The 13563-nt window shown below is 40.9% G+C and carries 12 protein-coding genes and 1 pseudogene; 5 read left to right on the top strand and 8 right to left on the bottom strand.

Annotated elements, in window-relative coordinates; all coding sequences use genetic code 11:
- Positions 1-105: 105 nt before the first annotated feature.
- The gene (locus ABOA58_RS07315; RefSeq protein WP_350301801.1) at positions 106-891 is read left to right on the top strand and encodes an SDR family oxidoreductase; all 786 of its coding nucleotides are present in this window, start codon (positions 106-108) and stop codon (positions 889-891) included.
- Positions 892-955: 64 nt separating this feature from the next.
- Here ABOA58_RS07315 and ABOA58_RS07310 read toward each other — a convergent pair whose 3' ends face one another.
- Entirely contained in the window at positions 956-2188 is a 1233-nt protein-coding gene (locus tag ABOA58_RS07310; RefSeq protein WP_434547768.1) for a multidrug effflux MFS transporter, read from the bottom strand.
- 637 nt (positions 2189-2825) lie between these two features.
- A complete protein-coding gene (locus ABOA58_RS07305; RefSeq protein ID WP_350301800.1) occupies positions 2826-3803 on the bottom strand; it encodes a 2-hydroxyacid dehydrogenase in 978 nt (325 codons plus the stop codon).
- 321 nt (positions 3804-4124) lie between these two features.
- Between ABOA58_RS07305 and ABOA58_RS07300 the strand changes: the two genes are divergently transcribed.
- Together ABOA58_RS07300 and ABOA58_RS07295 are read left to right on the top strand one after the other, a co-directional pair.
- Positions 4125-5090, top strand: coding sequence for an MBL fold metallo-hydrolase (locus tag ABOA58_RS07300; protein WP_350301799.1), 966 nt, complete (start codon positions 4125-4127; stop codon positions 5088-5090).
- A gap of 195 nt (positions 5091-5285) precedes the next feature.
- Positions 5286-6482: a M14 family metallopeptidase gene (locus ABOA58_RS07295; RefSeq protein WP_350301798.1), complete on the top strand. Its 1197-nt coding sequence runs from the start codon at positions 5286-5288 to the stop codon at positions 6480-6482.
- Between the two features lie 152 nt (positions 6483-6634).
- Here ABOA58_RS07295 and ABOA58_RS07290 read toward each other — a convergent pair whose 3' ends face one another.
- Positions 6635-7588, bottom strand: coding sequence for a TRM11 family SAM-dependent methyltransferase (locus ABOA58_RS07290; RefSeq protein WP_137020373.1), 954 nt, complete (start codon positions 7586-7588; stop codon positions 6635-6637).
- A 164-nt stretch (positions 7589-7752) separates the two neighbouring features.
- On the bottom strand, positions 7753-8844 hold the full coding sequence (locus ABOA58_RS07285; protein ID WP_350301797.1) for a CotH kinase family protein: 1092 nt from the start codon (positions 8842-8844) through the stop codon (positions 7753-7755).
- Between the two features lie 147 nt (positions 8845-8991).
- On the opposite strand from ABOA58_RS07285, the pseudogene ABOA58_RS27750 reads away from it, so the two are divergent.
- Positions 8992-9069 (top strand): annotated as a pseudogene (locus ABOA58_RS27750) (CotG/ExsB N-terminal domain-containing protein); the annotation flags it as partial.
- A gap of 97 nt (positions 9070-9166) precedes the next feature.
- Positions 9167-9481, top strand: a complete 315-nt coding sequence (locus ABOA58_RS07280) for a hypothetical protein (RefSeq protein WP_350301796.1) — start codon at positions 9167-9169, stop codon at positions 9479-9481.
- A 399-nt stretch (positions 9482-9880) separates the two neighbouring features.
- Here ABOA58_RS07280 and ABOA58_RS07275 read toward each other — a convergent pair whose 3' ends face one another.
- From ABOA58_RS07275 to ABOA58_RS07260, 4 genes are all read right to left on the bottom strand, one after another.
- Positions 9881-10048, bottom strand: a complete 168-nt coding sequence (locus tag ABOA58_RS07275; RefSeq protein WP_350301795.1) for a hypothetical protein — start codon at positions 10046-10048, stop codon at positions 9881-9883.
- Positions 10049-10479: 431 nt separating this feature from the next.
- On the bottom strand, positions 10480-10791 hold the full coding sequence (locus ABOA58_RS07270; protein ID WP_048682993.1) for a DUF3870 domain-containing protein: 312 nt from the start codon (positions 10789-10791) through the stop codon (positions 10480-10482).
- Between the two features lie 23 nt (positions 10792-10814).
- Positions 10815-12020 carry an acyl-CoA dehydrogenase family protein gene (locus tag ABOA58_RS07265; RefSeq protein WP_054400504.1) on the bottom strand — a complete coding sequence of 402 codons (1206 nt, stop codon included), beginning with the start codon at positions 12018-12020 and terminating at the stop codon, positions 10815-10817.
- Positions 12021-12034: 14 nt separating this feature from the next.
- Positions 12035-13222, bottom strand: a complete 1188-nt coding sequence (locus ABOA58_RS07260; protein ID WP_350301794.1) for a CaiB/BaiF CoA transferase family protein — start codon at positions 13220-13222, stop codon at positions 12035-12037.
- Between the last annotated feature and the right edge of the window lie 341 nt (positions 13223-13563).

The raw sequence follows: 13563 nt of genomic DNA, 5'->3' as shown, positions 1-13563 counted from the left end.
TTTTAGGTAATATTCGTTTATAATTTTTCTATATTACCACTGCCATGATGTTTCTACATACTCCCAAATTGGGAATAGAAGACTTAAAAGGAGCGTGTGAAGTTTATGACAGAATTAATGAAAAACAAAGTTGCCATCATTACCGGTGGAGGATCGGGAATTGGCCGGGGCGCTGCACTGAAACTAGCTGAAAACGGCGCGAACATCATCTTTTTTGACCGTACAGTCGAAAATGCCGAAAAGGTGAAGGAAGAAGTGGAGAACCTTGGTCGAGAGGCTTTAATCATTAAAACGGATGTATCCAAGGCCGAGCAAGTTGAACATGCCTACAAGACCGCCTATGAACATTTTGGGAAAATTGATTTTGTATTTGCAAACGCAGGCATCAACGGAGTGATTGCCCCTATAGAAGACATAAAGCCAGAAGATTGGGATCAGACACATACCATCAACCTCAAAGGCACCTTTCTCACCATCAAATACGCCATTCCCTATATGAAGGAAACGGGTGGCAGCATCGTAATCAACAGCTCCATCAATGGAAACCGATATTTCAAGAATTTTGGTTTTTCCGCTTATAGTTCATCCAAGGCAGGTCAAGTCGCTTTCGGTAAAATGGCTGCACTCGAATTGGCAAGATATAAAATCAGGGTAAATACCATTTGTCCCGGCTCGATTGATACGAACATTCACGATAACACATTCCCGGAAGATGAAAACTTAAAAAAAATCACGATTCCCATTGAATATCCGCAAGGCTCCCAGCCCCTTGCGAGGAAAGCAGGGACTACCGAACAAGCTGGTGATCTCGTATTGTTTCTAGCATCAGATATGTCTTCCCATGTTACGGGCACGGAAGTTTATATCGATGGAGCAGAATCACTATTATGATTCATACTTAACCCCTTAAAAGAAAAAGCTGAAATCCACATCAGGATTTCAGCTTTTTTCCTTTTTAAGCAACTCGCCTTAATCCGCGACGGGCAAGGAGTAAATAAGCGAACATGGCGATGACATGACAGCTTACCATCACAATTCCCATCGGCAAGGGTGACTCACCTGAACCTAATCCCACCAGGGGAGCCATTAGTGATCCTAAAATGAAGGGAAGCAGGCCTATTAAAGCCGAAGCACTGCCTGCAGTTTTTTTCTGATTTTGCATCGCTAAAGAAAAACTTGTTGTTCCGACAATACCGACGCTGGAGACGGAGAGGAATAAAGCGACCAAGATTCCTGCCAACCCCATTTCAAGAAGGACTGAGGCAAGAAGTAATATCCCCCCAAACAAAGCTAGACATAATCCCATTTGAAGCAATTTTTCTTCTTTAACCTTCCCTGCAAGCTTTCCGGCAACTTGTGAAGCGATGATGATCCCAATTCCGTTAATTGCAAAAATCAGGCTAAAGGTCTGTGGGGAAACCCCATAAATGTTCTGGAGAACAAATGGCGATCCAGAAATATAAGCGAACATAGCGGCACTTATGAATCCTTGTGAAAAAGCATAGCCCATAAACACACGATCCTTCAATAAGTTCCCAAAAGTCCTGATTGTATCATTTAACCCACCGGCACTCCTGAGATTAGACGATAAAGTTTCCTTTATCCCCAAAAATGCAGCCGCAACCATAATGATACCTAATACTGAAATGACAATGAAAACTCCCCGCCAAGAAGTGAACTGCAAAAGTTGACCGCCAAAAACCGGAGCCAATATCGGTGCCGCCCCATTCACCAGCATTAACATGGAGAAGAACTTGGTCAAATCCGTTCCTGAAAAAAGGTCACGAACTATTGCCCTTGAAATGACAATGCCTCCCGCGCCGGCAATACCTTGGATAAAACGTAATAATAAAAGCAATTCAATGGTTGGAGCAAAAGCGCATAACAGAGATGAAATGCAATAAATGGATAAAGATATGATTAACGGTGTCCGCCTTCCTTTTGCATCACTTAGAGGCCCTAAATAAATTTGGCCCAAAGCCAATCCTAACAAGCAGGCCGTCAAGCTCAGCTGCGCTAAAGACGTACTGCTATTCAGATCCTCTGCCAGTGTAGGGAGACCCGGTAAATACATATCAAGTGACAGTGGTCCAATCGCTGCAAAAGATCCCAGCATAAGAGCCAACAACAGCCTTTTGGATTTAGTCATTTCGTTGCCTGATGATATCGTTTCCTTCATTTCAATCATTATTACCCCTATCCCTTTCAACTAATTGTTCTTCCTAAATAAAACTCGACTTTCTTTATTTTACAAAAGATCGGCACATTTTACGATAAGTATGCTTCACTTGAATTCGTTTCTTCCATTCAGCACTCAATTAAGCATTAATGTGAGGATAAAGGAAAACTTCGATTCAACCTTCGTATGCATCTCCATTTGAGCATTATTTTCAGCTTCGGCTAAAAAAATTCAATAAAAAATGACCCCATTTTGGAGTCACTATATACTGTAGACAAACTCGAAGTAAAGTCAGTTTCCCTGCCGTATTTTATTTGAAAAACGTTGCAGTTGATTTCAGCCGGAACACTTTTTACCACCTATACCGGACGTTTTTTGTTATCCAAAGCTTTTCCTCGGCCGTTCTCGTATTTTATCCGACCTACACCGCACTTTTCGGCCATTCACGATTTTTTTCGACCTTTACCTCACTCCGAAGCATTTATTTTAAGATCCACGGATTAAATCCGCTCCCTTTCCGCCGACCGCGGCCAAGTTCTTCAATCTAGTGATGTTTTAACCTATATAAAACAGTAAAAACTCATGGAGTATAACAAAAAATCGTGAAAGCGATTCGGGATGTGGCCATTCCAAACCCATTTCAGGGTCATTTTGATTTATTCAAAATTACTAAATTACGGGGAGTATCACCAGATAACCCCTCCATCAAGTTTTGTACAGCCAGAGCTGCCATTTTCAATCTTGTGGCAATGCTGGCACTCCCGATATGCGGCAATGTAACCACATTGGGCAATGTTAGCAGCGGGTGGTCCACAGGGACGGGCTCTTCTTCGAATACATCCAATCCAGCCGCCCAAATTCCTCGACTTTTTAGCGCCTGGTACAACGCTTTTTCATCGATAATCCCGCCTCTTGCGGTATTTATGAGCACAGCCGTTCCTTTCATTAATTCAAGCTGCTCCTTGCCAATCATATAAGTGGTTTCCGGTGTGAGCGGCAGCATGACACAAACGAAATCCGAGACTTGGAGCAATTTTTCAAGAGGCTGATATTCGATTCCTAATTCTTTTTCCTGTCCATATTTACGGCTTCGATTAAAATAAACTATGTTCATGTCGAATCCCTTAGCTCTTTTGGCAAGGGCTTCCCCAATCCTGCCTAACCCGATGATACCCAGCGTTGCACCGTGTACATCTTGTCCTGTCAGCTGCATCGGCGACCAGGTTTCCCACTTTCCATTCCTTAAATAATCTTCAGCCTCCATCATCCTTCTCGCCGTTGCAAGCAGCAAGCCGAAGGTTAAATCAGCTGTCGTTTCCGTTAAAACCCCTGGTGTGTTCGTTACCATGATGCCCCGTTTTGCTGCACTTTGAACATCAATATTATTATGGCCCACTGCCATATTCGCGATGATTTTCAGATTAGGTGCCTGTTCAATCAGTGACTCATCGATTTGTTCCGTCAATAAGCAAAGCAGCCCCTCGACTTCTTTCATTTCTTCTTCAAGGACTTCTCTAGGGACCGGTATATCCTCTTGATCCCACATCCTGACATCATAATTTTGACTAAGACCTTCGATGATTTGTTCTGGCAATTTCCTTGTAATATAAATTTTTTGCTTCAAACCATAAACCTCCTATACCGTTTCATTCCATGAAACGCATTTTTTCACCTTTTGTCGCAGTTTTTCATTACACAAAAAAATTAAAAGAATATTGGCTAAATTACTGGCTTGTTTATTCAATTTTAAAATAAACTAGATAAATAGACCATTCATTTCCAATCAATCTTACTATTATATTTCTCGATTGCCTGGAAACTTCCGCTTGACAGTTTCAGTTCATTCAACTAATCATAGAATAATAACCCTTTAAATCTATTCGGTCATTAGTTTCGCAATTTTCCAGATGTAGTTTATCTCGATTTAGGAGGATATGGGACGTTCATGAAAACGAATACAACATTTAAAATTTATCCAATTATAGCCCCAAGCGCTTTATCTTTAAAAAGTATAAACTTTTACTTAGTTAAACAGGATGAATCTTTAACATTAGTCGATGCAGGTATGAATGATGACGTCTGCTGGAATGCACTGCAGCAAACATTAAACGAAAATGGATTTACCGTTGGAGATATAACGGAAATTTTATTAACCCATCACCATGGAGACCATGTTGGTTTGGTCAACCGGATTACCGAACTCCATCCGATTCCCGTTTATGCCCATTCTAAATCCATTCCCCGTTTAAAAAGGGACCCTGACTTCTTAAGTATGAGAATTGAATTTTATAAGCAGCTTTACCATGAGATGGGCTGTGGTGAACTTGGAGATAAACAAGTGGCATACCTATTCAACGCGGTCGATAATAATAAAGATCAAAAACTGAATGGTGACATCATCGCAATCACGGAAAAACAATGGCTGAATTTTGAAGTGATCGAATTTCCAGGGCATGCCCCAGATCAAATTGCATTCCTTGACCAAGAAGGAAAACGGCTTCTTGCCGGTGATTTATTGATTGAACATATATCAAGCAATGCCTTGATTGAACCTGATGAAAACGGTAATAGAATGCTGACTCTCGTAGATCATATCGATTCATTAAAACGATGTTTAGCATTACAGGTGAATCTCCTATTTCCTGGTCATGGTAACATCATTGAACAACCCGGTCATACGATTGAAAAAAGACTCAACAGCGTAGAAAGAAAATCACAAAAGATCCTTGCCTTGATAGAATCCGGAATTGCTACCGGCAATGAGCTGGCAAAGGAGTTTTACAAACAAAAGTATATATCTGAATTCCCGCTCGTCATGTCAGAAATCATCGGCCATTTGGATTATTTAGAATATCAGGGAAAAGTCACGAAACAACTCGTTGAAAATGTAGTTCATTATCAAGCTAAATGACATCAAAAAATGCTGAAATTGAAATCGTCCCCAGTTAGTGGGGATTTTACTTTTTTCGTGGAAAAATATACAAAATACTTGAATCTGAAATACATAGGCCTTTTTGGGTGTTTTAATTAATCTAACAGGAAAATGATTAGAAAGTGAAGAATCCATTATCTGAATATTAAATATTTTCAGAATAGGGGATTGAATGTGAAAAGAAAATTTTTAAAGGTTTTAAGTTCAACAGTAGTAGCCGCAGCATTACTTGGCCCAAATGTCAGCTTAGCTGAAAGAGGACCAAATACGACAGGCGGAACGAATCTTTCTACCGAAGCATTCCTTAATTATGACGAACTTGTAAAAGAATTAAATCAACTTGAGCAAACGAGTTCAGGGAAAGTCAATGTAGAAGTGGCCGGAAAAACGAATCAGGGTCGTTCCATTCAAAAAGTGACTGTCGGTCATGGTGACAAAGTCGTTCTTATTCAAAGTGAAATTCATGGAAATGAAAAAACAGGAACTGTCGCGTTATTGAACATTCTTAAAAACCTTGGTCAAAGTAACTCACCTGAGGTAAAGAAAGTGCTTGATGAACTAACAATTGTTGCTATTCCAATGATGAACGTAGACGGCTCAGAGCTTGATCGTCGTGGAAATGAAATGACATGGTCTGAAGTTGTAGGTGAATTCCCCCAACTTTCTAATGTGAAACCTACTTGGAACTATTACACTACTCCCAGATCAGGAGACGACTATGCTAGCAAACCGGGATTTGATGTTAACCGTGACTTCAATCCTGACCTAAATTATGTACCAAAGCCTCAAGACTTCCCGGGGGCATCTGAAAAGCCGGGCTGGTTTATTACCCCCGAAGCGCAAACGGTACGCGACACATATAAAGGCTTAAAATCAAAATTCGGGAAAGTGGATGTTTTTATCGATCTTCATCACCAGGGGTTCCCATATATCGAAGGAACTGATGAGCGTGCAACTATGTCAATATCAGGAAAATTCGTTCCTAACCCAAGTACTCCAGAAGGTGCTAAATATGCAGAGTATGCAGATAATTTCAAATATGATTTCTCCCGTCAGTTGACACTTACTGCGTATAATGCACTGCAAGCAAAAGGAAATTCAGTTTTTACAAATATTTCATTATACGATCAATCTATTGATCTGCCAGGAACTGCTTTAGGGACGTTTGCTTTAAACGGAAGTGGGACGGTTCTATTTGAAGTTAGTGGTCAAACACAAAACTTTGGGCAAAAAGAGAATGGCCAGCTCGTAAAAACGGTTGAAACGGGGCTAATGGGTATTATCAATGGTGTAACAGATGGATCGGTTCATAATCTTAATCCATCAGACTATGAAAAAATTCCTGAAAGTTCATCTACACCCGGAATCTAGTCAATATTGAAACTTAATTGTAAAGGGGGCTTTTCCGCCATCTGGCACCGAATATCGAAGCCAGATGGCAGCACAGCCTTTTTTATTTGTCTATTTGACAGGGGTAAGTCCATATCCAATTAAAGATTTCAGCCTTTTCATGCTGAAGAAACTCACACACACACTACAATCTCTCTGGAGAAAATGCCTTTCCTGGCTACACAGCGATCGGCGATCTCAAATCCTGCTTCTTCAATCATATGATCCATCGTGTCGATCGTTACGACGACGACCTTGTCAGCAAAGCCCCTGGCATGTTTAAGGATCGATAGTTGATCTTCCGGCGTCGCATGTGTATATAAATTGTAGGGCATATCGATAATCGCTACATCATATTTACTGGTGACCTCCGAAATCGGACCTGTAGTTACATCACCTTCGAGTCCGAAATAGGCAATGTTCTCCCTGGAACCGTCGGTAACAAGCGGATTGATATCCCGGCCGACAATATTGATTCCCATCGACAATGCTTCTACCAATACCGTTCCAATTCCGCAGCATGGATCAATTGCTTTCACGCCATCCGGATGCGGAACGGCTATGTTGGCAATGGCCCTCGCCACTCTTGTGCTAAGCGCTGTTGAATATTCACGGGGCTTTTTCATATGTTTTAACCAAACCGCTTCAGGTTTGACATACTTCCCAAAATACCAACGTCCGCCAAGGGTCACGATTCCAAAGACCTGATCAGGATTACGTACATCGGCATTTCCCTGAATGTGCCAGCCAATCTCCCGTTCAATTTCACGCTGTCCATCATAATCTATTTTTGCTTCCTTATTCAAATCGTTAATTTTCACGAATAATACTTTGAACGTCGAATCAGGCAAATGAATACCCTTCACTTGCTCAACGATTTCGGATATGCTTTCCCCTTCAAACATGACGTCGACCCGCCCTTTAATGAAAGGGCTCCTGCTCGGTTCAATTGCTATATCACTTTTTAAAATATCCCCTGAAGTCTCAAAGCCAAAGAACGAACGCATCTCCATTTTAGATAAAGAGCGTTCGTCAGGGGTGCATGTAAACGTATATATATATGCCGGTTTGCGGCTATGATTAGTCAATCCATTCCCATCCTTCATTACTTTAAATTATATCTTTCTATCAAACATAGCTGTAATAGTAGAGAAAAGCAAATGGAATCGTGCAGAAAAAAGCAGGAATGCTTTTCTTTCAACACTCCTGCTGTTATATTTTTCATTGTTCCATCACTAACGGATAGGAATTATTAATCCAATTTATGCAGCCGGCTAATTATATACTTTGCACGGGCCTCAATGAATTTCAGGATGAATTCGGGCTCAGTATCAAATTTCACAATATTCCCCTTGATATATGGATCTTTTGAAACATAAGGTCTTATTTGATCATGCATTTCCTGAATGATAGGTTTCATATAGCCCACGTTAAAATGATTGTTCAAAATCTCCTTAAGAAGTTCTTGGTATCGGACACGAAATCCCCTTACATCAAGGATTCTGGCAGTCAATGTATTGAACCCCTCGATCCCCACATAATCCTCTTCCATCACTTTCCCGTTAACATCCCTGCCCCATGTCGCATCATAATCCCATGGAATCATTTCAAAGAGTCCAGTTTCTCCATTTCGATACAAGGCATAGTTATGAACGAACCCATCATAGTTTTGTGTGAATATGACACCGGCCAGCCAGCGCAGGTATTTATCGACATCGAGATATTTTACGATTTCCTTTTCAAAATCCACTCTTGAAATTGTATTGATTTGAAGAATCAGCTCTTGTAAATATAATTCATCCTTTGCTGTCCCGCATTTTTTTTGATAGCCCATCTCCAATGATTTTTTGATTCCTTTATCCAAATCGCTCATCAATGAGAAATTGGCATCACCATCCACTGCATAGAAAATGGACCCCTTTGGCAGCCCCCTTTTCTTCAAATAATACTCATCCACCGATTCCAATTCCAGATATATCCCTTCGTCCTTTCCGTTCAGATTCAGGAAAACGAACTGGGAGTTCGGTGATAAGGTGCCTATATCCGAAAAAAAGTCTAAAGATAATTTATTTCTTAGTAAAGATTTATCTTTATATTCGGCATTTAAATGAACTTCCTTGGCATTCTTAAAAGTATTAGGTTTATAAAAGACTACATTATAGGATTTTTTGCGAAAACCGCGGATATGTGAGCCACGGTAAACAATATCAATATCAAGTTTTTTTCTGTTAAGTGTTAACTTTGCCGGTAAAGGATCATTGCACCATATATCTCTCCGAAGTTCCATTAAATTAACTGGTGAAATAAAAAGCTGGTACACAGGCAGCTTCTTGTCAGAATCCATATAACCCTTCCCTTCACTTTCCTATTAAATTATGGAAAAAAGCGAAGGATGTCACCAAAAAAAGCACTATTTTTAAAAAGATAGGGGTTTTCTTTAGCACATCACGTACAAGCAACATAGTTTAATGTATAGAAAGGGGGATTATATATGTCAGACATCATTCGTGACATACAGAATGCGGTGGATAGAGCCAATTCCTTGGGATTAAGCGATTTCATGTTTAAGGACCCACATTCAAAAGGCCGATCTTCACGTACAAGCAACAAATGCTCCGCTTGCAGCACTAAGCGATGCACGAGCAGGAATAGGAACCGGTCCACTTGTGGTACTCAAAGGGGCACGAGCAGGTCAACTTGCAGCACGCAAAGGCGCACGAGCAGGAAACGATCCACCTGCGGCACTCAAAGGGCCTCTTGCTGGAAACGATCCACTTCCGGCACTCAAAGGGGTTCCTGCTGGAAATGGAGATCGACATGCAGCACACAAAGGCACACCAGCCGAAACCGTTGTTCTATATGCAGCAGACAAAGGCGCGCCAGCAGAAACCGTTGTTCCTCCAACCGCTGCAGGTGGCTTTGCAGCAATAACTTTCGCAATAAACGGAAATGCTGCTTCTAATTTCAGGGTTACGTTTTAATTTTTACTGTTTATTAAGCTTTAATGTAAAGCCAATCCCTATATAAAAACACAAAACTCGCCACTACTTGACGAGTTTTTGTGTTTTTATCGGTTATATCCATCCAACAGTTGATATGCTGTTATATCGGGTTGAAAAACAGCATGAAGAGCTTCGTAACGTAAATAAAGAATGAGAACGTCAAATAAACATTTAGCATAACAAAAATATCTCACCGTTCTTGATAAAAAGGCAATGAAGTTGATTAAGAGCATAAGGAGAAATTATATTTTTTGGTTTTTAAATACTAGGCAAATCCCCAGTGTTTTTATGAAATCTCTCCTTTGTAATTTAAAAAGTCCCCAGGTACTTTGGTTAATAGCTTGGTTAATCTAATTATGCAAGACTTCTTCTCTTAGGCTAGGCGTATTTTTTTAGCAGGGAAAGCCTAACCAATCCAACAACTAAGCCAAACCCAAAAATCATTAAAACTATATAGTTGTTGGATAACTTCCCCTGAAGAAGAATAAACAGTAATACCGAGATAAATACAACCATAAATAGCAAAACAACATCAATACGCTTCATGAAACCATCCTTACTTAGAATGATATTTTACTCCTGTCGGAAGTTATCTAATCTTTGATGATACGAAATTTTTATAGATTCTTGCTCAACACCATAACAAATATTTGTCCCTAATAACCAGCGGCACCAAGACCGACTGCTATAGCAATGCCTTCTTCTTCATTCTTCACTTAAGTTTGTTGATAAATCTCCTGATGGGTCCATGAAAAAAATCCCAGATTCACCCCATACAATATACTGATCTATTGTATCAATTAGTTCCTGAGAAAAGTTACTTCTTTAACACGTTCTTCTTGAGAAGTTATTAAATTTCTACTTCGTTCGCCCTACCGGCAGCACTATTATTTTCATAAAAACAGCTCCATCATCTGCCTGAACATATTAAAAAGGATCCTACCCTCATACATACGGTAGGATCCTCCCAGTTTCGCTTATTTAACGGAGACCAATTCGAACTGTGCATACACATCCTTCAGCCCTGCTTGAATGGCTTGACCAGCCTTCCCACGATAATGCATTTGCACCCGGTCAATCAATTCTTCGATTCCATCTTTCAGGCAATAACCGCGCAGCAGCTGACGAATGAATTCCCTTCCATGTTCTGTAGCAAGTGTACAGGAAGCCTCGACTATTACTCCATATTTAAAGTCAAGCTCCACCGTGATGGTGATAGAATCATATATATTTCTCGCTGCCATCCCTTGTGGAAGCTTTGCATGCCCTGCAATAAAGTATGTGTTCATCATCTGATCTCCTCTATCTATAGTTAATGTACGGAAACCTGCTCGAAGGGCCATGCAGGCAATTGCTTACGAAGCTCTTTATCTTGTCTGTAGCCAAGTGCGTATTCACCCTGCATTACAGTATGAATCTCACGGGTTCCTTCGTAAATGACCGGAGCTTTTGAATTCCGCAGAAAACGTTCCACTGGATATTCATCCGAGTAGCCGTAGGCACCATGAATTTGAACAGCATCATTGGCAGCTTCGTTTGCAGCATTACATGATATCCACTTGGCAAGCGATGTTTCCTTCGTATTCCTTTTTCCTTGATTTTTTAAGGTACCCGCTTTAAAGACGAGCAATCTGGAAATCTCTAAATTTGCGGTCATCTTGGCAATCATCTGTTGAACGAGCTGATGCCTGCCAATCTCTTTTCCGAATGTGCTTCTTTCATGGCAATACTTCAAGCTTGCTTCCAGGCTTGCTTCTATTAACCCTACAGCACCTGCGGCCACTGTAAACCGGCCGCTGTCCAATGCCGACATGGAAATTTTAAAGCCCTCACCTTCTTCACCAAGCCTATTCTCCACTGGAACTTTTACATCCGTTAAAAAGATTTCGCCTGTATTCCCGGCACGAATTCCCAATTTCCCTTTAATGGCTTTCGACTCCACTCCCTCGAAAGTCCGTTCCACAATAAAAGCAGTGATACCCCTTGAACCGGCATCATGATCCGTCTTGGCGAAGATAAGGAAATGATCTGCATAATCACAGAGCGAAATCCATGTTTTAGACCCGTTCAAGATATAATGGTCCCCAACACGTTTTGCCGTTGACTTCATTGCCGCAACATCAGACCCGGCATTCGGTTCAGTCAGACCAAAAGCACCTATCTTGATCCCTTTTGCCTGCGGTACTAAATATTTCTGTTTTTGTTCTTCCGTCCCCCATTGCAGCAGGGTCATGCTATTCAACCCTGTATGTACCGAAACTGCAGTACGGTAAGCCGTATCGCCTCGCTCCAGCTCTTCACATACGATGGCCAGGGTATTATAATCCATACCGACTCCGCCATACTCTTCTGGTATACAAACGCCCATCAACTGCAATTCCGCTAACCTTTTTAAAATGTGCGGCTGGAATTGACCTTGCCTATCCCACTCTTGAATGTATGGGATAATTTCCTTATCGACAAATTTCCTTACCACTTTCTTCACACTTTGCTGCTCTTCTGTTAATTCGAAATTCATCATTAAAATTCCTCCTAAATAATTTTATTTTCCTTGAATTTGCTTATTTGGTCTGGACTATATCCAATTTCAGCCAAAATGGAACCGGTATGCTCACCATACAATGGCGGATGCTTTCTCATCGTAACCGGAGTTTTTGAAAGGTTCAGGGGCGATCCCGTCACTCTAAGATCTTCTATTGTGGGATGCTCCATGCTCACCAACATGCCTCTTGCGATGATTTGCGGATCCTCGAACATCTCTGCTATATCATTGATCGGACCATTGGGTATCCCTGCATCATCAAACAGCCCTTTCCATTCCTTCTTTGTCTTTCCTTTCAACAAATCCTCTATTATCGGTATTAATACTTCCTTGTTTTGCAAACGTTTTTCATTATGCTTAAACTGTTCCTGCTGGGCTAAATCAGGTCTGCCTATAACGGTTGAAAATCTCCTGAACTGATCATTATTTCCTACTGCCACGACAAGCTCTCCATCGCTTGTCCGGAATGTCTGGTATGGAACGATATTGGGATGCTGGTTTCCCATTCTTTCAGGGGTCAAGCCACTGAATAAATAGTTGCTGGCGACATTCACCAATGAAGAAACCTGACAATCCATTAACGAAATATCAATTTCCTGTCCTTCCCCCAATTTATCCCTATGATGTAAAGCGGATAAAATGCCAATGCATGTATACAAGCCAGTCAATATGTCAGCTATGGCCACTCCGACCTTCACGGGACTCCCATCTTTCTCTCCGGTGATGCTCATCAAACCACTCATCGCTTGAATGATATAATCATAGCCTGGCAAATCTTTATAAGGACCGGTTAAACCAAATCCTGTAATCGAGGCCATGATCAGTTTGGGGTTGGTTTCCTTTAAATCCTCATAACCCAACCCCAGTTTTTCCAATGTGCCCGTCTTGAAATTTTGAATCACTATATCCCCTGAATCCACCAACTTCCGGAAAATCTCTTTTCCTTCCTCGGATTTTAAATTCAAGGTCATGCTTTGCTTATTTCGATTGGCACATAAATAGTAAGCGCTTTCTCCTTGGGCGAATGGCGGACCCCACCCTCTCGTTTCATCACCTGATTCATGATGCTCAATTTTAATAACATCGGCACCCAAATCACCGAGAATCATTGAACAAAACGGCCCCGCCAAAACACGGGATACATCGATAATCCTGACTCCTTCCAAAGCTCCATTCATATCATCACCCCTTTCAAACTGTCGGGATACACAAAAAAGAGCCAGTAAAACCAACAATGTCATTACATTGAATGTTTCACTGACCCTTATCCACGAACTGTCTTCCTGCAAAGGAAGATCAAGTGAACCAAGTCAATTTTTATGGATTCCAGTTTTATGACAAGCCGGCCATGCAACAAGGTAACTTGTTGTCATCGGTTTGGTAAATTAAGTATAGTTTCATTTTTTGAATTTTGCAATAATTTTGTTTGGGTGTTTTTATTACTTCCTCTGAAATACTCTGAAGCATACCTCCCGTTAATATAAAAATACTTCCAGTAAATCGGAATTGCCTTTATTCG

Origin of the sequence: Peribacillus frigoritolerans (assembly GCF_040250305.1) — a bacterium.
GTDB lineage: Bacteria > Bacillota > Bacilli > Bacillales > DSM-1321 > Peribacillus.
This window is presented reverse-complemented; position numbering and strand designations above follow the sequence as displayed.